Source organism: Microbacterium sp. ET2 (assembly GCF_030347395.1).
Lineage (GTDB): Bacteria > Actinomycetota > Actinomycetes > Actinomycetales > Microbacteriaceae > Microbacterium > Microbacterium albipurpureum.
The window spans coordinates 2380501-2401840 of the sequence record NZ_CP128170.1 but is presented as its reverse complement, the minus strand read 5'-3'; the positions used below and the strand labels follow the sequence as shown (position 1 = coordinate 2401840).

Annotated in this window: 27 protein-coding genes; 8 read left to right on the top strand and 19 right to left on the bottom strand. The window is 70.3% G+C overall.

Annotated features, from left to right (window positions below; genetic code table 11):
* Positions 1 to 103 precede the first annotated feature (103 nt).
* The 3 genes from QSU92_RS11680 to QSU92_RS11670 are packed head-to-tail and all read left to right on the top strand — an operon-like array spanning position 104 to position 1550.
* Positions 104 to 655 carry an RNA polymerase sigma factor gene (locus QSU92_RS11680; protein ID WP_289262019.1) on the top strand — a complete coding sequence of 184 codons (552 nt, stop codon included), beginning with the start codon at positions 104 to 106 and terminating at the stop codon, positions 653 to 655.
* Complete coding sequence (locus QSU92_RS11675) at positions 652 to 1242, top strand: Asp23/Gls24 family envelope stress response protein (protein WP_289262017.1); 591 nt, start codon at positions 652 to 654, stop codon at positions 1240 to 1242. The genes QSU92_RS11680 and QSU92_RS11675 overlap by 4 nt, the downstream gene beginning before the upstream one ends.
* The gene (locus QSU92_RS11670) at positions 1239 to 1550 is read left to right on the top strand and encodes a hypothetical protein (protein WP_289262015.1); all 312 of its coding nucleotides are present in this window, start codon (positions 1239 to 1241) and stop codon (positions 1548 to 1550) included. Before QSU92_RS11675 ends, QSU92_RS11670 begins: the two co-directional genes overlap by 4 nt.
* Here QSU92_RS11670 and QSU92_RS11665 read toward each other — a convergent pair.
* The 5 genes from QSU92_RS11665 to QSU92_RS11645 form a co-directional block, all read right to left on the bottom strand.
* Complete coding sequence (locus tag QSU92_RS11665; protein ID WP_289262013.1) at positions 1499 to 1720, bottom strand: TFIIB-type zinc ribbon-containing protein; 222 nt, start codon at positions 1718 to 1720, stop codon at positions 1499 to 1501. The two genes, QSU92_RS11670 and QSU92_RS11665, sit on opposite strands and share 52 nt — an antisense overlap.
* Positions 1717 to 1995: a hypothetical protein gene (locus QSU92_RS11660; RefSeq protein WP_289262009.1), complete on the bottom strand. Its 279-nt coding sequence runs from the start codon at positions 1993 to 1995 to the stop codon at positions 1717 to 1719. Before QSU92_RS11660 ends, QSU92_RS11665 begins: the two co-directional genes overlap by 4 nt.
* Before the next feature lie 81 nt (positions 1996 to 2076).
* Positions 2077 to 2460, bottom strand: a complete 384-nt coding sequence (locus tag QSU92_RS11655) for a PPOX class F420-dependent oxidoreductase (protein WP_289262008.1) — start codon at positions 2458 to 2460, stop codon at positions 2077 to 2079.
* Positions 2457 to 2759, bottom strand: coding sequence for a hypothetical protein (locus QSU92_RS11650; RefSeq protein ID WP_289262006.1), 303 nt, complete (start codon positions 2757 to 2759; stop codon positions 2457 to 2459). Before QSU92_RS11650 ends, QSU92_RS11655 begins: the two co-directional genes overlap by 4 nt.
* Before the next feature lie 104 nt (positions 2760 to 2863).
* Positions 2864 to 3307, bottom strand: a complete 444-nt coding sequence (locus tag QSU92_RS11645) for a VanZ family protein (RefSeq protein WP_289262002.1) — start codon at positions 3305 to 3307, stop codon at positions 2864 to 2866.
* Positions 3308 to 3412: 105 nt separating this feature from the next.
* Between QSU92_RS11645 and QSU92_RS11640 the strand changes: the two genes are divergently transcribed.
* From QSU92_RS11640 to QSU92_RS11630, 3 genes are read left to right on the top strand one after another with little or no spacing between them, the layout of a single operon-like run.
* Positions 3413 to 5215, top strand: coding sequence for a DUF4012 domain-containing protein (locus QSU92_RS11640; protein ID WP_289262000.1), 1803 nt, complete (start codon positions 3413 to 3415; stop codon positions 5213 to 5215).
* A gap of 9 nt (positions 5216 to 5224) precedes the next feature.
* Positions 5225 to 5788, top strand: a complete 564-nt coding sequence (locus QSU92_RS11635; RefSeq protein ID WP_289261998.1) for a cell wall protein — start codon at positions 5225 to 5227, stop codon at positions 5786 to 5788.
* 10 nt (positions 5789 to 5798) lie between these two features.
* On the top strand, positions 5799 to 6824 hold the full coding sequence (locus tag QSU92_RS11630; protein WP_289261996.1) for a glycoside hydrolase family 6 protein: 1026 nt from the start codon (positions 5799 to 5801) through the stop codon (positions 6822 to 6824).
* Positions 6825 to 6854: 30 nt separating this feature from the next.
* On the opposite strand, the gene QSU92_RS11625 is transcribed toward QSU92_RS11630, so the two are convergent.
* The 3 genes from QSU92_RS11625 to QSU92_RS11615 all read right to left on the bottom strand — a co-directional run bounded on the left by QSU92_RS11625 (position 6855) and on the right by QSU92_RS11615 (position 10396).
* Positions 6855 to 7925: a response regulator transcription factor gene (locus tag QSU92_RS11625; protein WP_289261993.1), complete on the bottom strand. Its 1071-nt coding sequence runs from the start codon at positions 7923 to 7925 to the stop codon at positions 6855 to 6857.
* A gap of 120 nt (positions 7926 to 8045) precedes the next feature.
* A complete protein-coding gene (locus tag QSU92_RS11620; protein WP_289265890.1) occupies positions 8046 to 9479 on the bottom strand; it encodes a glycosyltransferase family 2 protein in 1434 nt (477 codons plus the stop codon).
* Between the two features lie 170 nt (positions 9480 to 9649).
* Positions 9650 to 10396 (bottom strand): fructose 1,6-bisphosphatase, encoded by a 747-nt coding sequence (locus tag QSU92_RS11615; protein ID WP_289261991.1) that lies wholly within the window; start codon positions 10394 to 10396, stop codon positions 9650 to 9652.
* A gap of 259 nt (positions 10397 to 10655) precedes the next feature.
* Here QSU92_RS11615 and QSU92_RS11610 point away from each other — a divergent pair, with 259 nt between their 5' ends.
* A complete protein-coding gene (locus tag QSU92_RS11610; RefSeq protein WP_289261989.1) occupies positions 10656 to 11300 on the top strand; it encodes a hypothetical protein in 645 nt (214 codons plus the stop codon).
* 15 nt (positions 11301 to 11315) lie between these two features.
* Here QSU92_RS11610 and QSU92_RS11605 read toward each other — a convergent pair whose 3' ends face one another.
* From QSU92_RS11605 to truA, 5 genes are all read right to left on the bottom strand, one after another.
* Complete coding sequence (locus QSU92_RS11605; protein WP_289261987.1) at positions 11316 to 11480, bottom strand: hypothetical protein; 165 nt, start codon at positions 11478 to 11480, stop codon at positions 11316 to 11318.
* Between the two features lie 62 nt (positions 11481 to 11542).
* Positions 11543 to 12451, bottom strand: coding sequence for a hypothetical protein (locus QSU92_RS11600; RefSeq protein WP_289261985.1), 909 nt, complete (start codon positions 12449 to 12451; stop codon positions 11543 to 11545).
* Positions 12448 to 14085, bottom strand: a complete 1638-nt coding sequence (locus tag QSU92_RS11595; protein WP_289261983.1) for a sensor histidine kinase — start codon at positions 14083 to 14085, stop codon at positions 12448 to 12450. The genes QSU92_RS11600 and QSU92_RS11595 overlap by 4 nt, the downstream gene beginning before the upstream one ends.
* Before the next feature lie 99 nt (positions 14086 to 14184).
* A complete protein-coding gene (locus QSU92_RS11590) occupies positions 14185 to 14886 on the bottom strand; it encodes an endonuclease/exonuclease/phosphatase family protein (RefSeq protein WP_289261981.1) in 702 nt (233 codons plus the stop codon).
* A gap of 75 nt (positions 14887 to 14961) precedes the next feature.
* Positions 14962 to 15828 (bottom strand): tRNA pseudouridine(38-40) synthase TruA, encoded by an 867-nt coding sequence (gene truA / locus QSU92_RS11585; RefSeq protein ID WP_289261979.1) that lies wholly within the window; start codon positions 15826 to 15828, stop codon positions 14962 to 14964.
* Positions 15829 to 15930: 102 nt separating this feature from the next.
* Here truA and QSU92_RS11580 point away from each other — a divergent pair, with 102 nt between their 5' ends.
* Complete coding sequence (locus QSU92_RS11580) at positions 15931 to 17970, top strand: acyltransferase family protein (RefSeq protein ID WP_289261977.1); 2040 nt, start codon at positions 15931 to 15933, stop codon at positions 17968 to 17970.
* A 78-nt stretch (positions 17971 to 18048) separates the two neighbouring features.
* On the opposite strand, the gene rplQ is transcribed toward QSU92_RS11580, so the two are convergent.
* The 6 genes from rplQ to infA all read right to left on the bottom strand — a co-directional run bounded on the left by rplQ (position 18049) and on the right by infA (position 21169).
* A complete protein-coding gene (gene rplQ / locus QSU92_RS11575; protein ID WP_289261975.1) occupies positions 18049 to 18663 on the bottom strand; it encodes a 50S ribosomal protein L17 in 615 nt (204 codons plus the stop codon).
* A gap of 39 nt (positions 18664 to 18702) precedes the next feature.
* The gene (locus tag QSU92_RS11570; RefSeq protein WP_141936816.1) at positions 18703 to 19692 is read right to left on the bottom strand and encodes a DNA-directed RNA polymerase subunit alpha; all 990 of its coding nucleotides are present in this window, start codon (positions 19690 to 19692) and stop codon (positions 18703 to 18705) included.
* Positions 19693 to 19829: 137 nt separating this feature from the next.
* Positions 19830 to 20228 (bottom strand): 30S ribosomal protein S11, encoded by a 399-nt coding sequence (gene rpsK, locus QSU92_RS11565; protein ID WP_013583990.1) that lies wholly within the window; start codon positions 20226 to 20228, stop codon positions 19830 to 19832.
* Between the two features lie 32 nt (positions 20229 to 20260).
* On the bottom strand, positions 20261 to 20635 hold the full coding sequence (rpsM, locus tag QSU92_RS11560; protein ID WP_179558525.1) for a 30S ribosomal protein S13: 375 nt from the start codon (positions 20633 to 20635) through the stop codon (positions 20261 to 20263).
* Positions 20636 to 20756: 121 nt separating this feature from the next.
* Complete coding sequence (gene rpmJ / locus QSU92_RS11555; RefSeq protein WP_022893853.1) at positions 20757 to 20873, bottom strand: 50S ribosomal protein L36; 117 nt, start codon at positions 20871 to 20873, stop codon at positions 20757 to 20759.
* Between the two features lie 74 nt (positions 20874 to 20947).
* A complete protein-coding gene (gene infA / locus QSU92_RS11550; RefSeq protein WP_028496510.1) occupies positions 20948 to 21169 on the bottom strand; it encodes a translation initiation factor IF-1 in 222 nt (73 codons plus the stop codon).
* Positions 21170 to 21340 lie beyond the last annotated feature (171 nt).

Genomic DNA, 21340 nt, shown 5'->3' with positions numbered 1-21340 from the left:
GCGTGTGTCCCGGCACCGAAGCAGTACGTTCGCTTCAGAGATAAGAGGGTCGTCGCACCGGATTCGTCACGAATTCGTCGCCGGATTTTTCTGAGAGGTTGCTGTGAGCGAAACGCTCGTCGAGGCGTCAGACGCGATCCTCGTCGCGCGCTCGCTCGATCAGGACACCGTCGCCTTCGGTGAGCTCGTACGGCGCCACTCGGGCCTCATGCGCGCCTACGTCATCCGGATGGTGGGATCCCGCAGCGAAGCCGACGACGTGGTGCAGGAGGCGTTCGTCACCGCCTGGCGCCAGCTGCCGAGCCTTCGCGACCATTCGGCCGTACGGGCCTGGCTCATGCGGATCGCCAGCCGCGAAGCATCCGCATATCTGCGCCGTCGCCCCAAAGACGCCGACATCGCCGATTTCGATGCGCCGCACAGCGCCGACACCCAACCCGAGAACGTCGCGATGCGGCACGCGCAGCTGACCGCGCTGTCGGCTGCGCTCGACACACTGCCCTCCGATCAGCGACGATGTTGGCTACTGCGCGAGGTCGCCGAGCCCAGCTACGACGAGATCGCCGACGAGATGCAGATGCCGGTGAGTACCGTGCGGGGCACCCTCGCCCGCGCGAGAGCGCGGATCACCGCGCAGATGGAGGGATGGCGATGAGCGAGGACGATCGGGTGGTTCTCGACTGCGGAAAGACCATCGAGGAACTCAGCGAGTACCTCGATGCCGGGCGCGCGCCCCACGACCCCGACATCGAGACCTGCCCCGAGTGTCTGAACGCCCTCGACGCGCTCGAGCGGGTCGGTGCGCTGTCGCGCGACCTCGTCGCCGACGATGCCACCCGCCTCCCTCCGCCGCCCGACAGCTGGTTCGACGCCCTCTTCGCGACGATCCAGTCGGAGCTGACGTCCGGACGCAGCTTCCCCATCCACCACCCCGATCCACGGGTGAAGATCACTGTCTCCGAGGGGGCCGTGCGGACGCTCCTGCGCGCGACCGGCGACGCGCTGGACGGCGTGGTGGTGGGGCGCACGCAGATCGTCGGCGACGCCGAGATCCCCGGCGCCCCCGTGGAGATCGACATCAGCGCCTCGGTGGCCTACGGCGAGCCGTTCGCCGCTGTCGCCGGCACCCTCCGTTCCCTCGTCTACGACGCCCTCACCCGCCACACCGAGCTGAACGTCGCCGCCGTGAACGTCACAGTGGAGGATGTGCACGGGAGCCCTTCCTCGAAGGAGAAGCGATGAGCACACCCCTCACCAGTACCGGGCTGTCGCCGATCGTGCGCGCCGTGGCGGGTGTGACCGACGTGTACTCGCCGAGGCCTGCTCTCGCCCAGGTCGCCGACATGGCCACCGCGGCACTGCGCGGCGCCCCGGTGCCCCCACCGGAGGTCGTCGTCGAAGCGGCGGGCGACGCGGTGTCGGTGTCGACGCGGATCGCGGTCGACCGGGCGGCCGGCACCGCGGATGTCGCGCGGGGCGTGGCCGACGCGCTGTTGGATCAGCTTCCCGCCGGGGCCACGGTGTCGGTGGACGTCGGCCGCATCAGCTGAGCGTCGTCCCCGGCAGTGTGCGGGGACAGGTCGGGAAGGAACACCAGCGCGCACGCCGGACAGCGGTACCCCCGGCGGATGTCGCGGAGCGCCGTGCCGCATTCCGGACACGCCGGCTGGGCGAGGGCGTCCAGGCCGCCCAGGTCGTCCACGTCGTCGGGCACGGTCATCGCGCCACCGGATGCCGACCCCAGTCGGCGATCGCCCCGCCGCCCGGCCCGTGGGCACGGAGGTACGCGCGGTGGATCTGCTCGCAGGCCAGCCGCAGGGTGGTCGACCACCCCAGGATCTCGCCGCGATACATCGCCCGGTACCGCACGTCCGTGCCGTCCATCACCCGTCGAATCTCCACCGTTCCGTACTCGTCGCCGGCCGGATCGACCATTCGCCACGTTCCGGTCGGGCCCTCGACCGCGGCGAGGATCGGGTTCCATCCTTCGACCATGGGAGTCCTCTCTCCGGCCGATGACCACAGGCTACTCCCGCGCGCCGACACCGCCCAGTGGTCTCCCGGCGTGCTCCCTCGTCAGCGGGAGAGGAGCCCTGACGAGGCGAGGAATCGGTCGGGGTCGATCCGGATGACCACGCGCCGCGGATTCTCCCGGGGCGTCCGGTAGCGCTCGGCATAGAGGCGCTCGGCCAGGCGCACCGCGTCGGGGTCGCGCTCGATGAGCGCGGAGCCGGCGATACTCAGCCATCGCGCGCCCTCAACCTGCGCGACGGTGGCGCGGGCGTCGCGCTCGACGTTGCGCACCTTCTGCGTCCCCTCGCTGGTGATGACGCGCACGACACCGTCGACGAGGGTGAACCCCACCGCGACGACGTGGATCCGGCCGTGGGGCCCGATGGTGGAGAGGGTGGCCAGATGCCGATCGGCGACGAACCGCCTCCCCTCGGTACTGAGGGTCACGAGTCGGGACCGAGGTAGCGGCGGAGGGTCACTTCGACGGTCGAGAACGCCCGACGGATCCGCACCTGCGAGACGCCGAGCGCCAGGAGGGACCGCGCCGTGCCGGGGTCGAGTCGCTGATCCTTGACCGGTTCCCACCCCCGCATGCCGTGGTACTCGGCGATGATTCTCGGGGTCGCGTCGACGGCCCCGAGCTTCCTGCGGCGGTAGACCGCGGTCGCACCGTCCGGCGCCTCGGCGAACGGACGCGACGCTGCCGAGGATCGCCGCCGCCGGGGCGGCTCATCGACGTCGGACATGGGTCTCCTCACTTCGCCCGCAGCTTCGGGTGATGCGGACTTTCGTCATTGTGCTCCCGCCTCCGAGGACACCGCCAATGGAATCGCCCGCTGTAACGAGAAGTTCACGGCTCCTGCGCCGGAATGCGTCTCCCGCGGCGGCGCTCCAGAACGGCGACGATGCCCCAGCCCACGAGACCCCCGAGCGTGTTCGCCAGGACGTCGAGGAGGGTGGCGGTGCGCTCGGGAAGGAGGAGCTGTCCCCCTTCCACGAAGAGGGTGGTGCCGAGGATCACCGGGAGCATCAGCGGGCGCTCGGCACGCAGGATCACCGCCAGGAGCACCCCGAGAGGCACGAACAGCAGGATGTTCGCGCTGAATTCGATCACGTCATAGGTGAGCCAGGGCAGCACCCGCGTGAGCGCACGCAGCAGCGGGCCCGCCCCGCGATCGACCGGGGTCGGCCAGAAGGCGATCAGGAGGAGGGCGAGTCCATAGGCGCTCAGCAGGAGGACCGCACCCAGGTGCGGGCTGCGGGGGCGAACAGGCGCCGTCGGATGTGCGGTCACGCGGTCCCTTCGGGTCCGGCGCCGCGACCCTGCCGCGCGATGAATGGTGCGAGCATACTCCGTTGCGCACCGGCATGCCCGGACGAGACCGCTTAGGGTGATCGGGTGAGCGAATCGGCCAACCCCCGCGCCCTGCGCCAGGCCGGCGTCGTCTTCGCCTGGGTCGTCGCCGCCTTTCTCGTCGCTCTCGTCCTTCTCTCCGGATGGGTGGGGGTGCGCGGCTTCCTCGCGTACCAGCACCTCACCGACGCGCAGGCGACCGCCACCGCGGTGCGCCAGGACCTGACCGACCCGGCCCTCGCGTCCGCGGCCATCGCCGATGTCGCAGCCGACACCGCGGCCGCTCGTGCTCTCACCTCCGATCCGCTCTGGAAGGTCGCCGAGGCCCTCCCGTGGGCGGGTCCGCAGCTGTCGGCGGTCTCGACCGTCGCTGCCGCCGTCGACGACGTCGCGGGGTCGGCGCTGGCTCCTCTCGCCGATGTCGCGAGCGGGTTCGACCTCGCCGCGCTCCGCCCCCAGGACGGCAGGATCGACCTGGCGCCGTTCACCGGCATCCGCGACGCAGCGGCTACCGGCGCCGCATCGATCGGCGGGGCGGCCGAGGCTGTCGCGGCGATCGATCGCGCGCCCCTCGTCCGCCCGCTGCGGGAGGCCGTCGACGAGGTCGGCGCCCTGCTCGACGAGACCGAGACCGCGACAGGGGCGCTGACCCGCGCGGCGACTCTGCTGCCGGCGATGCTCGGCGCCGACGGACCGCGGTCGTACCTCGTGCTGTTCCAGAACAATGCCGAGTGGCGCTCGCTCGGCGGCATCCCCGGGGCGACCGCGCTCGTGCGGACGGACGGTGGAGCGATCTCGCTGGCCGAGCAGGCCTCATCCTCCGACTTCCCGCGCTACGACGAATCGGTGCTTCCGCTCGGCCCGGATGTGGAGGGGATCTTCTCGGCTCGGCCCGGACGGTTCATCCAGAACGTCACCCAGATCCCCGACTTCGCCGTCTCCGGCGCACTCGCCCGCGAGATGTGGGCGCGCGAGCGCGGCGGCGAGCAGGTCGACGGGGTGATCGCGATCGACCCCGTGGCGCTGTCGTACCTCCTCGGGGCGACCGGACCTGTGACCCTCCCCACCGGCGACGTGCTCACGGCCGAGAACGCGGTGCCGCTGCTGCTGAACGAGGTGTATCTCCGGTACGAGAACCCCGCCGATCAGGACGCGTTCTTCGCCGCGGCAGCCGCCTCGGTCTTCGGGGCGCTGACGGCCGGCGGCACCGACCCCGCCGCCCTCGTGGACGCTCTGACCCGCGCGGGCGATGAGCGGCGGCTGCTGCTGTGGAGCGCCCGTGAAGACGAGCAGGCCCTCCTCGCCGGCACCACCCTCGCGGGGCCCCTGCCCGGGACCGACGACGACGTCGCCCGATTCGGGGTGTACCTCAACGACGGCACGGGCTCCAAGATGGACTACTACGTCAGCGCCGCGCCCACCCTGACGTGGGATTCGTGCGCGACCGGGGGGTCCCCGGCCTCACCGACGGCTTCGGGTACGGCCACCCTCACCGTGACGCTGACCAACAACGCGCCCGCCGACGCGGGCACCTCGCTCCCCCGTTACATCACCGGCGGCGGCGCGTTCGACGTCGACCCCGGCATCGCCCGCACGGTCGGCTACGTCTATCTGCCCGAGGGCTTCGAGCTGCAGGACGCCACCATCACCGGTGACGTCGGATTCGGCGGCGGCACCCATGACGGGCGCCGGGTGCTGAGCTTCGCCGTCGACGTGGCGCCGGGGGCGTCGGCGACGGCGACGGTCACCGTCGCCGCGCCCGAGGGCTCGGCACCGCAGCTGGAGCTGGTGTCAACCCCCACCCTGGTTTCGCCGCCCGACCTCGTCGCGGTCTGCGAGCCCGCTTAGACTCGAGGCGTGCCCCGCCGCTCCCCCCGCGTCGCGCTCATCGCCCTCGTGGCCATGGCGGCCCTTGGTGCGCCGGGCGCCGCGCACGCGGCATCCGTCGCCGACGCCTCATCGATCTATCCGCCCTCGGGGTCGTGCACGACGAGCCCTGCGACCGTCGAGCCGGGGGGCGGCTTCGACTTCCAGTGCGCGGCGGCGACGTTCTCCAGCTCCGAGCAGGTGACCATCACCGTCACCGGCGAGGACGGCGCGGGCGCCGACATCGGCATGGTCCGCTTCGCCATCACCACCGCCAGCGGAACGACGACCTCGGCCGAGGACGGCTCGATCGCGTCCGTGCAGATCACGCTCCCGCAGAACGCGTCGGGCACGTACAACATCGCCGCGGTGTCGTCGACGTCGGCCGGAAGCACCGCCGCCGTGACGGTGACCGCTCCGGCCGGGGGGCTGCCGGTCTCGGGGATGGACTCCGGCTCGCTCATCGGCCTCTTCGTCGGCGGCGGCGCGCTGCTGCTGGCCGGCGTCGCCCTCGCCGTGGCGGCGATCCTCCGACGCGGTCGCGCGCGCCGATAGCATCACTGTCGTGGTCGTCGCCCCCGCAGCCGTGCGTCGTCGCCGCCGCGGAATGCCGCGGTGGCTCATCATCGCGTTCGTCGTGCTGGCAGCCTCGGGTCTGCTGGCCATCCTCGCGGCCATCGGCTGGGTCGCCACCTGGGGGTTCCAGATGCTCAGCGCCCGTCCACCCGCCCTCGGCACGACGATCGTCGTCCCCGACGAATCGAAGGCGGCCAAGGCCCTGGCCACCGAGACTCCCGGCACGGATGAGTACGCCGCGACGGAGTATCTCGCCGGACAGCCGACCGCCTACTGGCTCACCCCCGAGGAAGACCCGATCGGGGAGGTGTTCGGGCGCATGACCCACCTCGCCGAGGAGGCACGCGACCAGGATGCCTCGATCGCCGTCGTGGTCTACGGGCTCCCGGGGCGCGACTGCGGCAACTTCTCGGCCGGAGGCCTGGACGAACCCGACTACATCACCTGGACCGAGGAGATCGCCGCGGGCCTGCGCGCGGCGGGAGATCTGCAGAAGATCGTCGTCCTCGAACCCGACAGCCTCGCCCTTGCTCCCGAGTGCGGGAACGTCGCCGAGCGCGTCGACCAGTTGCGCGGGGCCATCGATCGGATCGCGGGCCCGAACACCTGGATCTACGTCGACGGCGGCCACTCCACCTGGCTCCCGGCCGAGGAGATGGCGAGCCTCATCTCGCAGCTCGACCGCGCGGGCAGCATCCGTGGCTTCGCCACCAACGTCTCCAACTACAACCACGCCAGCGTGGAGTTCGAGTACGCCCGACAGCTCTCGGGTCTCCTCGGCGGCGCGAAGGCCCTCGTCGACACGTCGCGCAGCGGGGCGGGGTCGAACGGCGAGTGGTGCAACCCGCGAGGCCGCCTCATCGGCGAACCCGGCGGCACCCTCGCCGATGAGGTGGTGGACACGAACCTCTGGATCAAGCCTCCCGGCGAGTCCGACGGCGAGTGCAACGGCGGCCCGGCCGCGGGGGTGTGGTGGCCGAAGGCCGCGATCGAACTGACCCGCGAGGTGGGATGACCCTCGCCGGCGCGGTGCGTATCGGGCGGGTCAGGACCCGGCGACCAGCTCCGAGGTGAGGCGATAGCCCACGCCGCGCACGGTCTCGATGTACCGGGGATTGGTGGGGTTGTCGCCGAGCTTGCGTCGCAGGTTCGTCATGTGCGCCTCGATCGCCCGCTTGTCGGCTTCGCCGACGAAGTACGACGTCACGTACGACTCTCCCCGAAGGACCAGCGTCAGGTCGGCCTTGCTGCGAACTCGGCGCTTGGACTCCATGAGGGTCGCCAGCAGGTCGAACTCGGTGCGGGTGAGATCCAGGGTGTCACCGGCGACCATGACGATCCGCGTGTCGGGATCGAGCTGCAGATCACGGTGCGCCAGGACGTTGACGCCGGCCAGCTCGCGCGGGCCCTGATCGGCGGGCACCAGGTCGGTGCCGGCGTTCGGGTCGGCGGGAGCTGTCGACGCGGACTGCGCCGCCATGATGATCGGCTCGAACGGCGACCCGGGGCCCGCGGGCGCCGGTGCCTGGCCCGGCTGCGCGCCCTGCTCACCGGCGTAGCCGGGGTAGGGCATCGCAGGACCGGACGGCATCTGCGGCATCCCGGGCATTCCCTCGTAGGGATACGGGTACGGGACCGGGGCCTGGGGATCGTAGGGGCGCTGCGCGATCGGGCGGGCGCCGGGGAAGGACGGACCCACGCTGTCCTGGCGCGGCGCGTGAGTGGCCTGCGGGGTGCGGGGTCGGCGCAGCAGTGCGTCGATGCGGGCGCGAAGCTCGCGAGGGCGGAACGGCTTGACGATGTACTCGTCGGCGCCGGCACCGAGCCCCAGCACGACGTCGGCCTCGTCCTCGAGGCCGGTGAGCATGATGATGTAGGTGTCGGACTGGGCGCGGATGCGGCGGGCCGCTTCGAACCCGTCCATGCCGGGCATGTTGACATCCAGCGTCGTGATGAGCGGCTGGTACGACACCACCGCGCGAACCCCGTCGATGCCGTTTCCGACCGACACCGTCGAGAACCCCGCCGCTTCCAGCACCTCGACGAGGAGGTGGCGGATGTCGGGATCGTCTTCGACGATGACGGCCGTCCGCAGGGCCATCGAAGGGTCGCTCATCGGCGGGGGCTCCCAGGTGTGAAGAGAAAGCGGAGCAGCTACGGCGGTCTGCCTTGCGTAAGCGCTGTCCACGGTCATGCTACACATCTCCCGTCCTGCGTCGCCCTCACGATCCCGTCGTCAGACCTTGTACCCCTGGTAGCGGCGGATGAGCTTGAAGAACATCAGCAGCGTCTGCAGCACCGTGACCACGCCGACGATCGGCCACCCGATCCACAGGATGGTCGACTGCACCATCGGTCCGAGCATGGTCCAGATCACCGCCATGGCCACCAGCACCGCCACGAGGAGCACGAGGGGCAGCCAGTGGGCGCTGCCGCCGCCCTTCTCAGCCTTGGCCTGCATGGCCCAGTTGTCGACCTTCTTGCGCGAGAGGAAGCGCGTCCACGACCGCAGGAAGTGACTGAGCCGGATCCACATGAAGATCTCCGCGGGGAACACCAGACCGGCGAAGAGCAGGTCGCGCGAGTTGTGGCTCTTCATGGTGCGGGCGATCCGCAGGTTCAGCAGTGTCGCCACGACCGGCGGGATCAGCCACCACGGCGAGAAGATGAAGGCGCCGATCGAGAGCGAACCGGCGAGGAGGATGAGGAAGGCGACGCGCACGAAGAGGTTCGTCAGCATGCCGAAGTTCTCGAACCACCGCAGCCGCAGGTTCGGGTGCAGGGGCTGACCCTTGGTGTCGCCGCGCTGTCCGGGCCACATCAGCTCGATGGCGCCGTAGGTCCACTTCACCTGCTGGGCGTCGTAGCCCTTCAGGGTGGTCATGCCGCCGACATCGGCGCGCGCGTAGGGGCTGATCTTGGTGAGGTAGCCGGCGCTCTTGATCTGCAGCGACAGCAGCGAGTCCTCCACCTCGCTGTCGCGCACCCACGGGGTGGACTGGTGGTTCTGGCGCATCACGTCACGGAGGGCGTTGGTGGAGAAGATGGAGAACTGCCCGCCCAGCACCGCCATGTTGCGGCCGCGGAGCAGATTCTGCAGGTTGAACGCGGCGAACTGCGTGCGCTGGCCGGCGATGAGGAACTTGCCCACCAGACCCTTGATGGGTCGATCGTCGATGGAGTAGATCGCCGAGATGCCGCCGATGCGCGAGTCCGAGACCGCCTCGGTCTCGAGGAACTCCACGGCCTTGGGGTCGGCCATCGTGTCGCCGTCCACGCCCAGCAAGTAGTCGTAACCCTCCACCAGCGAGTAGCCGTAGTTGAGCGCGCCGACCTTCTTGTCGGGGTTCTTGCCGATGTCGTGCACGAAGACCTCGGTGAACTGCTCCCCCAGGTCGTTGGTGATCTGGTGGGGCCCGGCGAACTCGGAGGCGACCTTCACCGTGGCGTCGGAGGAGTTGTTGACCACGACATGGATCACATCGGGCACCCGCGTCTGCCCGAGGAGCGACTCGAGCACCCCGGCGATCGACTCCTCCTCGTTGTACGCGGGGATGATGCAGCCGATGGTGGAACGGTGACCGGTGAGGTTCTCCAGCACCGACGAGAAGTCATCGGCGAACCCGGGCTCCAGCGGCACGTCGGCGGGCGGCCGGGGCACGGCCGACATCGGGGCGGTCCGCGGGAGGGCGACGGGAGAGTTCTGCTCGGTCATCGTGACATCCTGTGTCGTTCAGAGCGGCCTGCTTCTGCCGGGTGGCATCCTGCCGCTGAGACCAACCCTGCCCGCCCGACCGCGACGCGGGCCCGAGGTCTCGCCAAGCCCCCCGCAAGGTTGCCTCAAGGCTGGGTCGGAGGACCCGCCACGGCGGCTGAGCCGTCGGGATAGATGGCCACCGGCAGGTACTGGTAGACCGTCTGCTGCGAGAAGGAGTTCTCGTCGTTGGCGTTGCCCTCGACCCAGACGGTCAGAGCGAACTCCAGCGTGATGCCGTAGGTGTCGCCGGGCAGCTGGCTGATCGTCGTCTCGGGGACGAGGAGGCCCCCCTGGAAGCTGTTCAGGAGCAGTCCGCGGTCTGAGCGCAGCGTGTCGCTCGGCACGAGCGTGCGCGGGTCGGCGCTGAACTGGAACGGACTCTGCACCTGGCCGCTGGTCTGCGCGGTCTGCGAGGTCACCGAGACCGACGAGAGGTAGACACGACGCTTCTCGGTGAGCACGGCCTTCTCGTCCACGCGGTGATCGTGGACGTTCACGGCGAAACCGAGCGTCTTCGCACGAGTGGGCGTCCACTCGAGGGTGCGCTTGGGGTCGGCGGCCCAGACGTCCAGGCGCACCTCGAGCTGGTCGGCGACCTCGGTCGAGAGCGCCACGGAACCGTCGTAGGTGAACTGCGAATCGAAGTCCATCGACGGCGACGCGAGCGGCGTCGGAGTCGCCGCCGCGGCCGGTGCGCCCGTGGATTGCTGGAACTGATTGAACGCATCGACGACCTGAGCGCACCCGGACAGCGCCACGACCAGGGCGCCGGCGGCCGCGACGGCCAGGAACCGGCGGGGGCGACGGATGCGGGGGGCTGAGGTGCTCACGGCGGGACTCCTGACGTGCCGGTTCGGACGGGGTGGGGGCCGGCCGTTTCCGCGAACTGTGGGCACACCGCCCGGTTCGGGTTCAGGCGGCTGCGAAAGCGACCGGTCCCACCCCTCGCCGGTTACACAACCACGCCGATCGGCGATCTTGAGGTTCTTGAGGCGATCTTGCGCCAGCCTTGCGCTGGGAGGTCCGTAGAATGACGCCACTGTCTTCCCGGCCGGAAGGCGCTTCGTCTCACCTGCCCCGGGAGGTTCCATGGGTCCCCACCGCCGTGCCGTCGCGGGCGCCGCGAGTTGCGCACTCGCCGTGACGCTCGCCCTGGGCCTGACGGGCTGCGGGCCGGCGCCGTGGGACTTCGGCGCCGAACCGACACCGAGCACGTCGACGAGTTCGACGCCGTCGGTTGCGCCGACACCGGTTCCCAACGATCTCTCGAGCGGCTCGACCGAGCGCGAGCTCGTCGCCGGCGCGGTCGCGGCGTCGGTGGACTACTGGTCGAACCTGTCGATGGATCGGTGGACGGCCGAGGCGCTGAAACCTGTGAGCCTGTCGATGACGACGACGGTCACCCCCGACGACGGCCAGAAGGTCTATCTGCAACGAGCGGTGATGGTCGCGGTGCCTCAGGGACCGGATGGCGCGATGGCGCCGCTGGAGGCACAGATCGACCAGTCGTCGGTCGCCCCCGGGTACCTCGTCCTGGCACCGTACAGCTACTCGCAGACCTTCAACGTGGGGTCGGTGCCGGCCGACGCGACGCACGTGCAGCTGCAGTTCAGCTACGACTTCCTCGTGCAGACCACCCCGACCTCCAACGAGTTCGCCAAGCAGACAGCGAGCGACACCGTGACGGTCGCGATCGCCGCGGCAGCGGGCACCGAGTCGGACTCCGAAGGATGAGGCGACCCGCCGCCGTCAGCGGCTGATCCGCTCCCACCGGTCGCCCCCCGCGGCGCGCGCGGCGCCCGCGGCCGCCTCGGCACGATCGAGCAGCGTGTCGAGGTCATCCTCGTCACCGTCTGCTGAGACCCACCCGACACTCGCCGAGACCTGGATCTCCATGCCCCCGGCGTTCTCCATGCGGCCGACCCTTCCGAGCGCGCCGCGAAGCGCGGCCCGCAGCACGGGCTCCGGCCGGGAGATCAGCACGGCCACCGTTCCGGGCCGGCGCTCGGCGATGTCGGCGTCGGCGGGGAGCGCTGCGCAGATCTCCTCCGCGAAGCGGAGCAGACGGCGTCGAAACCTGCGACCCCGACGGCATCGCGCACGTCGGCCTCATCGTCGAGCCGGAAGACCAGGAGCGCCCACGAACGCTCTCCGCGTCGTCCCGCGCGAACGAGTCGTTCGCGGCATCCCGCGGCGAACTCATCCCACGGGGTGCGCGATCCCGGCGCCACCACCCGCTCGCGACGGGTGGCGAAGCCCACGAGCGACACCAGTGCGCAGACCATGTAGACGATGAATCCCAGCTGGTTGACCGACCGGACGAACTGGAGGTCGTCGCCGCTGGAGGCGGGGAAGACCAGGCCCGCGACGGCGACGAAGGCGGCGAGAGCGGAATAGAGCACCGAGATCACCACGAGCGGGTACAGCACGGTGTCGCCGCGATCGGGAAGGCGGAGCCACTCGACCAGGAGCAGGAAGGCGAAGACCGCCGAGAGGAAGAAGATCAGGCGGAAGACGACGCTGTAGACCTCGGTGGCCCCCGCCGCGACGAGGAGCGCCGGGCTGAGGATCGACAGCAGCGCCGCGAGCCACCACCGAGACGCAGCACCGCGGAGGGTGCGGAACCCGGCCCAGATGAAACCGGGTGCGCCCATCAGGACGCCGAGCGAGACGCGGCGGATCACTTCGGAGTCGACGGTCTCGGCCAGCACGACCCCCCACGACGAGGTCATCGCCAGGAGGAAGGCCATCGACCACAGCAGCGTCGAACGATGCGGGCGATCCAGGAAGGCCACCCCGATCATGACGACGACGCCGAGCGTGGCCACGGTCGCCTGCGCCAGGGCGAGGTTGGGCCCGCTGAAGGAGGGGATGGTGTCGATCACGGCGTCGCCTCGCGCGAGAGGGCGACGCTCGCCGTGGTCCCCTCGTCGACGCGCGAGGTCAGCGTCAGTGTGCCACCGTGCGCCTCGACGATGTCGCGCGCGATTCCCAGGCCCAGGCCCGTCCCCGACGCCGTCGCGCCGGCGGCGGAGGAGCGGAAGTAGGGCTCGAACACCCGGTCGATCTCGTCGGCGGGGATCCCGATCCCCGAGTCGCCGATGTCGACGTGGATCAGGTCGCGGTCGACCGCCGCCCTCACCCACACCGTCCCCTGCCGGGGCGTGTACTTCACGGCGTTCGTGAGGAGGTTGTCGAACACCTGGCGGAGGCGGAACGCATCGCCCCGCACCGGCAGCACCGGGGGGAGCTCGGTGTGCAGGGTGATGTTGCGCGCTCGCGCATTGGCCGTCACCCCCACCAGCGACGCCTCCAGGACGCCGCGCAGGTCGATCGCATCGGTGCCGCGAGGGGCCGTGAACGACGACCGGGAATCGCGGAGGGTCTGCTCGAGCATCGTGAGCATCCGCTCGGCCGACGCCTCGATCACCGTGAAGTCGTCGCGGCTGGCGGGGTCGACGTCGCGCTCGAGTGCGAGCTCCGCCCGGCCGAGGATGACGGTGAGCGGGTTGCGGATCTCGTGCGAGGCCATCGCGACGACCTGATCGCGCGCGCGTTCGGCGTGCAGGAGGGCGGTCACCTCCCGCGCGACGAGCAGCATGCTGGCTTCGTCCTCGCTCCGCGATGCCAGCGGGCTCGCCGACACGGTCACCGCTCGCCATGTGCCTTCGGCGTCGATGATCCAGTACGTCTCCGGGGCGAAGGCCTCGCCACGGGCGGCGCGCGCGAACGGACGCTCGTCGGCGGGCACCTCCGGCCCGTCCACACCGGTGTGCTCGATCACGGTGGCGTGTGCCGGATCCTCCTGCTCTCCCAGACCGTAGAGCCGCCGATAGGCGGCATTCAGGGCGAGCAGCTCACCGCCGGGCGACAGGCGCACGATGCCGAGGTCGATGCCGTCGATCATCTCTGCGATCCGGCGCTCCTGCGCCGTCGCGCGATCGAGAGTCGCGCGCAAGCGCCGCGCCTGCTGGCGGAGCAGGCGCTTGAACGCCCTGGTCCGCTTCGAGCCCACGAACAGCGTGATGCCGATGAAGCTGAGCACGATGATGATGAGCACCACGCGGATCGTGGAGTCGGTGCCGGGGCTGAGGCTCGCGACGATCAGGAGGAAGACGCCGACTGCGCCGAGGGCGACGGCGAGGGTGCGGGCGCCGTAGTGCAGGGCGATCCACACGATGGGGAAGGTCCACAGGAATGCGAACCGCAGGTCGCCGTCGAGATTCAGCAGCCCGACGGCGAACAGGTCGGCGAACGGCACCATCAGCACCGCGGCCGAGGTCAGCCGCGCCCACGGTGCGATCATCGTCACCGCCGTGATCACCACGAGCAGCAGGATGCCCGCGGTGAAGGTCGCGTTGGCCAGCTGCGCCGGCTGGATGAACAGCAGCAGGATGACGACGGCGAGGACCGTCGCACCCAGGACGAGCTGGCTCAACCAGATCGACCGGGTGCGGGTGGAGATCGGCGCGGGAGCCAGTATGCGGGTGTCGGGGGCGACGGACCAGGTCGAGGTCACCGCCGGAGAGGCATCGACCGCTCGCGACCTGCCCCGCGTCAACATACGCAGAGTTTAGCCACGTGCGCGCCGGCTCCGAGCGCTCGGATGCACCGCCGCTCAGCCGGCCGTCGACACCTCCGCGGGCTGGGCGGAGGTGATGCTCGCCGTCACCAGGATCGGCAGGTGATCCGACAGGCCCTGCGGAAGGGTGCGGACGCGGTCGATGGTGAACCCGGACGATGTCACGAAGTCGTAGTGGCCGCGGAAGAACCGGTAGCGCGTGTAGGTGCGCGAGTCGCTGAGGCTGAGCTCGTACCCCTGCTCGCGCACCTTCTGTCCGAGGTTCTCCTTGAACACCGGGTAGTTGTAGTCGCCCACCATGAGCGCGGGAAGACCCTCCCCCAGCTGCTGCAGTTCGGCCAGCGCCGTGCGGATCTGGTGCCGGCGGAGGGAATTCAGCGCGGTGAGGGGAGCCGCATGGAAGGACGCGACGATCATGTCGGTGCGGTGGTCGATGTCGTGCAGCCGCACCCCCAGCATCCGCTCCTCGGCGGGCTTGAGCAGGTGATCGTGCAGAGACTTCTTCAGCGCCAGCGCCCGCACTTCGACCGCGCGGAACGTATTGGCGCGGTAGTAGACCGCGAGGCCCAGCCGGTTGCGCGAGGTCGCATCGGCAAGGCGCAGCCCCGCGATCTCGGCGGGGATGTCGGAGGTGTCGTACTCCTGCAGACACAGGACGTCGGCACCGTGGCGTTCGACGAGCTCTGCCAGCTCGCCCGCGGCGCGATGCTTGCGCAGGTTGTACGAGATCACTCTCATCGACGTTCAGCCTACGGCCGTGTGGGAGGTCGAAGGCTCACCGGGAAGTGACCGATAAGCGATGATCAGGTGTCGTCAATCCGCTCCGCGCCGCGCCCGGGTCTGCTCGGCGCGGGCGGCGAGCAGGTCGTCGGCGGGGTAGCCCACCTCGGCGAGGGTCAGCCCGCGCGCGGCGAGGACGTGGATCTCGGGCACTTTTCCCCCACGATCGCGGATCGCGGCGAGGTCTCCCGGGTCCAGGCGCCCCTCCCCGACCGCGACGCACCCCCCCACCAGTGCCCGCACCATGCTGTGGCAGAACGCGTCGGCCCTGACGTCGGCGATCAGCACGCCGTCGACGTCGCGGTGCCAGCCGAAGTGCAGCAGGGTGCGGATGGTGGTGGCCTCCTCGCGCGGCTTGCAGTAGGCCGCGAAATCGTGGAGCCCGATGAGCGACCGCGCCGCGGCATCCATCCGCTCGTGATCGAGGTGCGACCGCACGCTCGTGGTGCGGTGACGCTCGAGGGGGTCGTATCCGGTCGTGCGGTCGGCGACGCGGTAGACGTAGCGCCGCCACACCGCGGAGAAGCGCGCGTCGAACCCGGAGGGAGCGACCGCGGTGGCCCGTACGGTCAGATCGGCGTACGCGCCCAGCACCCCGTTGATGCGGCGCGCGAGCTGGGCCGTCGGATCGAACGGCTCCGTGTCGGTGCTCGCCGCGCCGCGAGGCGCGCGGGCGGCGGCCAGGCGCTGCTCCTGGGACGGGTCGAGGTCGAGGTGGGCGACCTGTCCGGTGGCGTGGACGCCGGCGTCGGTGCGCCCGGCGACCACGACGCGCGGATCGCCGCTGAGCACGCGGGCGAGGGCGGACTCCAGCGTCTCCTGCACGGTCCGAAGGCCCGGCTGACGTGCCCAGCCGCGGAAGTGCGTGCCGTCGTAGGAGAGGTCGAGGCGGATGCGCACCGCACCAGCGTAGTTCGCTGCCGAGCCGCCTCCCGGAGATTCCCCCGAGGGCGTGGCGAGGACCGACGTACACTGTGGTGTCCCCTCCGCAGGATCGCCGACGTGACCGGTTTCCCCATGACGCTCACCGCCCCCACACTCCTCAGCAGCCCCAGCTCGCCGACCGCCGATCCGCCGCGCCGATACGCGGGGTTGGACGGGATGCGGGCGGTCGCCGTGGCGCTCGTGGTGATCTACCACCTCTTCCCCGTGATGCTCCCTGGCGGGTTCATCGGCGTCGACGTCTTCTTCGTCATCAGCGGGTTCCTCATCACCAGCCTGCTGCTGCGCGAGCACGCCCGGAACGGCCGGATCGCGCTCGTCGGCTTCTGGCGACGGCGGGCTCGGCGGCTCCTGCCGGCCCTCGCGCTGGTGGTGCTCGTGTGCTCCAGCGCGGCGCTCCTCGTCGGCGGCGACGTTCTCGTGCGCCTGGGGGCGCAGGTGCTGGGGGCGGCGACCTTCAGCTACAACTGGGTCTCGCTCGCCGGTGACGGCGGCTACTTCTCCGCCGCCACCCCCGAGCTCTTCCGCAATTTCTGGTCGCTCGCCGTCGAGGAGCAGTTCTACGTCGTCTGGCCGATCGTGCTGCCGCTGTTCCTCCTCGTCCCTCGCGCCTGGGCCCGCGCCGGCGCGTCGGTGCTGCTCGCAGCCGCCTCGGCCGCGTGGATGGCGGTGCTGGTGACGTCGGGCCTCGGGACGCCCGGCGGCGACCTCACCCGCGTGTACTTCGGCACCGACACCCACGCCTTCGGCATCCTGCTGGGGGTGGCTCTGGCGTTCGCGACGACACATGTGCTGTCGCGCCCGGAGACATCGCGGCCGCGGTGGACAGGGGCGGTCGGCGCGGCGGCGATCTCGGGGCTCGTGCTGCTGTCGTTCCTCGCGCCCGTCGACGGGGCGGTGACCTTCCCCGGCGCACTCGTGGCGGCAAGCCTCCTCTCCGCCGCGGCGATCATCGCGGGGGTGTGGCCGGGTTCGCGGTTCGGCCCGGCGCTCGACGCCCAGCCGCTGCGGTGGATCGGCGACCGCTCGTACGGCATCTACCTGTGGCACTGGCCGATCCTCGTCCTGCTCCTCGCGGGGCTCCAGGGCACGGGCGCCGAGGCCGGGGTCCCCGGGAGCGTCGGCCTCACCGCCCTCGTGCTCACCCTCGTCGCCGCGGAGCTGTCGTACCGCTTCGTCGAGACGCCGGTGCGCCGGCACGGCTTCCGTGGATCGCTCCGCCTCCTCGGGCGGGCCCTTCGCGCCGGTGCCGGCGCGCGCATCGGAGCGGTGACCGCCGGCGCGGTCGCGATCGCACTCGTCGCCGGCACCGGCGCCGCGGTCGCCGCGGCACCGACGGTGTCGTCGGGACAGGCGATGGTGGACGCCGGTCAGCGCGCGCTCGCGGAGGTCGACGTCCCTGCCGCGCCGGCTGCGCCACCGACGCCGGAAGAGACGGCGACCGACGCGCCGGAGGGTGCCCCTCCGGCATCCGGATCATCAGTTCCCGGCGTGCCGGGGGTGCCCTCCGGCGACAGCGTGCCCCGGCCTGCGCCCACGGCCGTGGCGGGGGATCAGATCTCGGCGATCGGCGACTCGGTGATGCTCGCCTCGGCTCCGGCGCTGCTGGAGCGCTACCCGGGCATCGCCGTCGACGCCGCCGTGTCGCGCTCGGCGTGGGCGGGCCCGGGCATCCTGCAGCAGCTCGCCGACAGTGGGCAGCTGCGCCCGTACGTCGTCCTGGGCCTCGGGACCAACGGTCCGGTCGATCGCGACGCCCTCGAGCGGATGGCGGCGATCGCGGGGCCGGAGCGCACGCTCATCCTCGTCAACGCCTTCGCGCCGCGCGACTGGATCCCCGGCGTCAACGCCGAGCTGGCCGACTTCGCCGCGACGCACCCGCGCGTGTTCATCGCCGACTGGTCGGGCGCGATCACCACGAAGCCCGAGCTGCTCGCCGGCGACCAGATCCACCCCGACTCCGGCGGCGGGACGGTCTTCGCCGAGGCCGTCGGGCAGGCCGTCGACCGCGCGGAGGAGCATCGCGCCCTCCTCGCCTACGAGCAGGAGCTGCGCGCCTGGCGGCGGGCGCACTTCACCGTCGGTCGCGAGTACGAGTAGCGCTGCTCGCGCGTCGCGCGCACCGACGACGAGACCCGCCACCCCCAGGGGCGGCGGGTCTCGGTACGACCGGGGTCGTTACTTGTCGTCGGAGTCGGCGTCGGCGGTGGAGTCACCCTCCACCACGGCGTCCTCCGCTGCCTGCTCGGCGGCGGCACCCTCTTCGGGCGACTCCGAACCGGCATCGGCGCTCTGGTCAGCGGTGCTGTCTTCCACGGGGGCCTCCTCGGTGGTGTCCTCCGTGTCAGTCTCCTCCGCGGCGGCGTCATCCGAAGCGGGGTTGACAGCCGGGGCCGCCGTGGTCGACGAGCGCGAGTTCTTGACCTTCGGAGTCACGGGCTCCAGCACGAGCTCGATGACGGCCATCGGCGCGTTGTCACCCTTGCGGTTGCCGATCTTGGTGATCCGGGTGTAGCCACCCGGGCGGTCGGCGACCAGCGGTGCGATCTCGGTGAAGAGGACGTGCACGACCTCCTTGTCACCGATCACCGACAGCACCCGGCGACGCGCGTGCAGGTCGCCGCGCTTGGCGAAGGTGATGAGGCGCTCAGCCAGGGGACGCAGGCGCTTGGCCTTGGTCTCGGTGGTCTGGATCGACTTGTGGGTGAAAAGGGCCGCGGCGAGGTTCGCAAGCAGCAGGCGCTCGTGGGCGGGGCCGCCTCCGAGGCGGGGACCCTTCGTGGGCTTGGGCATGTCAGTTACTCCAGTCGAAAGTCAGTCGGGTGCCGCAGCTCAGACGGTCTCGTCGTCGTAGCCGCCGTAGAAGTGCGCGCCGTCGAACCCGGGGACCGAGTCCTTCAGCGACAGGCCGAGCGAGACGAGCTTGTCGCGCACCTCGTCGACCGACTTCTGGCCGAAGTTGCGGATGTTCATCAGCTGCGTCTCCGAGAGGGCGACCAGTTCGCTGACGGTGTTGATGCCCTCGCGCTTGAGGCAGTTGTACGAGCGCACCGACAGATCGAGGTCTTCGATCGGCATCGACAGCTCGTTGGACAGGACGGTCTCGACCGGCGCGGGGCCGATCTCGATGCCCTCGGCCTCGACGTTCAGCTCGCGGGCGAGACCGAACAGCTCGGTCAGGGTGCGACCGGCCGATGCGACGGCGTCGCGCGGGGCGATCGAGGGCTTGGACTCGACATCCAGCACCAGCTTGTCGAAGTCGGTGCGCTCTCCGGCACGGGTGGCCTCGACGCGGTACGACACCTTCAGCACCGGCGAGTAGATCGAGTCGATCGGGATCTGCCCGGCCTCGGCGTACTCGTTGCGGTTCTGCGTCGCCGACACGTAACCGCGGCCGCGCTCGATCGTCAGCTCGAGCTCGAAACGCGCGGTGTCGTTGAGGGTCGCGATGACCAGCTCGGGGTTGTGCACCTCGACGCCGGCGGGAGCGGAGATGTCGGCGGCGGTGACCTCACCGGCGCCGGTCTTGCGCAGGTACGCGGTGATGGGCTCGTCGCGCTCGCTGGAGACGACCAGCTGCTTGATGTTGAGGATGATCTCGGTGACATCCTCCTTCACACCGGGGATGGTGCTGAACTCGTGGAGGACGCCGTCGATGCGGATCGACGTCACGGCAGCGCCGGGGATCGACGACAGGAGGCTGCGACGCAGCGCGTTGCCGATCGTGTAGCCGAAGCCAGGCTCCAGCGGCTCGACGACGAAGCGGCTGCGGAACTCCCCGATCTTCTCCTCGGTCAGAGTGGGACGCTGTGCGATGAGCACGATGTGTTCCTTTCAGTCACGTGCCCGCTATATGACACGTGCGGTGGGTGAAGTATTGAGTTGTGTTCAGGGATGCCGCGGAGGCGCGCACCACGGGGGACAGCGCCCCGCGGCATCCGTGAGTCAGAATGCGAGCGTCAGACGCGGCGACGCTTGGGCGGGCGGCACCCGTTGTGCGCCTGCGGGGTGACGTCCTGAATCGAACCGACCTCGAGGCCGGCGGCCGTGAGCGAGCGGATCGCGGTCTCGCGGCCCGAGCCCGGGCCCTTGACGAAGACGTCGACCTTCTTGACACCGTGCTCCTGCGCCTGGCGGGCGGCCGACTCGGCGGCCATACCGGCGGCGTAGGGGGTGGACTTGCGCGAGCCCTTGAAGCCCACTCCACCCGAGGACGCCCAGCTGATCACGGCGCCCGACGGGTCGGTGATCGAGACGATGGTGTTGTTGAACGTCGACTTGATGTGGGCCTGACCCACGGCGATGTTCTTCTTCTCCTTGCGGCGCGGCTTGCGCGCGGCGGACTTGGCCTGTGCCATGTGCGTGTTCTCCTAAACCCTGCAGGCCGCGCTCAGCGCGCCTTCTTCTTGCCGGCGACGGTGCGCTTCGGGCCCTTGCGGGTGCGCGCGTTGGTCTTGGTGCGCTGTCCGCGGACCGGGAGGCCGCGGCGGTGACGGATGCCCTCGTAGGAGCCGATCTCGACCTTGCGGCGGATGTCGGCGGCCACCTCGCGGCGGAGGTCACCCTCGACCTTGAAGTTGGCCTCGATGTAGTCGCGGAGGGCGATGAGCTGGTCATCGCTGAGGTCCTTCACGCGGATGTTCTCGTCGATCTGCGTCTCAGCGAGGATCGCGTGCGAACGGGTACGGCCCACGCCGTAGATGTAGGTCAGGGCGATGACCACGCGCTTATCGCGCGGGATGTCGACGCCGGCAAGACGTGCCATGCGGCTCTCCTAGGAGTTGGTGGAGGTGTGGAGCAGGATCGGTGCCCGGGCCTCCGCCCCGAGGTGTCCCCCTTGCGGGTTCTGATCCTGCCGGTGTGTATTCAGTTGTGAGTCGTGGTCGTCAGCCCTGGCGCTGCTTGTGGCGCGGGTTGGACTTGCAGATGACCATCACGTTGCCGTGGCGACGGATCACCTTGCAGTGATCGCAGATGGGCTTGACGGAGGGGTTGACCTTCATGATGTTCCTGTTCGCTGTCTTCGCCGGGCACGCGGGCTCTCCCGAGCCGCGTGGGGCGTTACTTCTCGACCGGTCTAGCGGTAGCGGTAGACGATCCGGCCGCGGGTGAGGTCGTAGGGGCTGAGCTCCACGACCACGCGGTCCTCGGGGATGATGCGGATGTAGTTCTGCCGCATCTTGCCTGAGATCGTGGCGAGCACCTTGTGTCCGTTGGTGAGCTCCACGCGGAACATCGCGTTCGGCAGCGCCTCGGAGATGACACCCTCGATCTCGATGACACCGTCTTTCTTCGCCATAAACTCGCTATCGCTTGCATGCAGACCGGTCGGTCTGCGGTGGATGGGATTGTGGTGCGGCGACACGCCAATAAAGGCGCAACGCACCAAAGATCAACTATAGGTGATATCGCACCCCGCGGCAACCGCGCGTCTCTCCGCCCCTCCCCCTCCCCCTCCCGCCCATCCCCA

What these genes read in the sequence shown, in the direction of transcription:
- QSU92_RS11620 (WP_289265890.1), bottom strand. Translation starts at nt 9,479, where the DNA reads ATGTCGGCCGTGCCCCGGCCGCCCGCCGACGTGCCGCTGGAGCCCGGG.
- QSU92_RS11605 (WP_289261987.1), bottom strand. Translation starts at nt 11,480, where the DNA reads ATGGAGAACGCCGGGGGCATGGAGATCCAGGTCTCGGCGAGTGTCGGG.
- rpsK (WP_013583990.1), bottom strand. Translation starts at nt 20,228, where the DNA reads ATGGCACAGGCCAAGTCCGCCGCGCGCAAGCCGCGCCGCAAGGAGAAG.
- QSU92_RS11675 (WP_289262017.1), top strand. Translation starts at nt 652, where the DNA reads ATGAGCGAGGACGATCGGGTGGTTCTCGACTGCGGAAAGACCATCGAG.
- infA (WP_028496510.1), bottom strand. Translation starts at nt 21,169, where the DNA reads ATGGCGAAGAAAGACGGTGTCATCGAGATCGAGGGTGTCATCTCCGAG.
- rplQ (WP_289261975.1), bottom strand. Translation starts at nt 18,663, where the DNA reads ATGCCCAAGCCCACGAAGGGTCCCCGCCTCGGAGGCGGCCCCGCCCAC.
- QSU92_RS11625 (WP_289261993.1), bottom strand. Translation starts at nt 7,925, where the DNA reads ATGAGCGACCCTTCGATGGCCCTGCGGACGGCCGTCATCGTCGAAGAC.
- QSU92_RS11650 (WP_289262006.1), bottom strand. Translation starts at nt 2,759, where the DNA reads ATGTCCGACGTCGATGAGCCGCCCCGGCGGCGGCGATCCTCGGCAGCG.
- QSU92_RS11590 (WP_289261981.1), bottom strand. Translation starts at nt 14,886, where the DNA reads ATGAGAGTGATCTCGTACAACCTGCGCAAGCATCGCGCCGCGGGCGAG.
- QSU92_RS11665 (WP_289262013.1), bottom strand. Translation starts at nt 1,720, where the DNA reads ATGACCGTGCCCGACGACGTGGACGACCTGGGCGGCCTGGACGCCCTC.
- QSU92_RS11610 (WP_289261989.1), top strand. Translation starts at nt 10,656, where the DNA reads ATGGGTCCCCACCGCCGTGCCGTCGCGGGCGCCGCGAGTTGCGCACTC.
- rpsM (WP_179558525.1), bottom strand. Translation starts at nt 20,635, where the DNA reads ATGGCACGTCTTGCCGGCGTCGACATCCCGCGCGATAAGCGCGTGGTC.
- QSU92_RS11660 (WP_289262009.1), bottom strand. Translation starts at nt 1,995, where the DNA reads ATGGTCGAAGGATGGAACCCGATCCTCGCCGCGGTCGAGGGCCCGACC.
- rpmJ (WP_022893853.1), bottom strand. Translation starts at nt 20,873, where the DNA reads ATGAAGGTCAACCCCTCCGTCAAGCCCATCTGCGATCACTGCAAGGTG.
- QSU92_RS11670 (WP_289262015.1), top strand. Translation starts at nt 1,239, where the DNA reads ATGAGCACACCCCTCACCAGTACCGGGCTGTCGCCGATCGTGCGCGCC.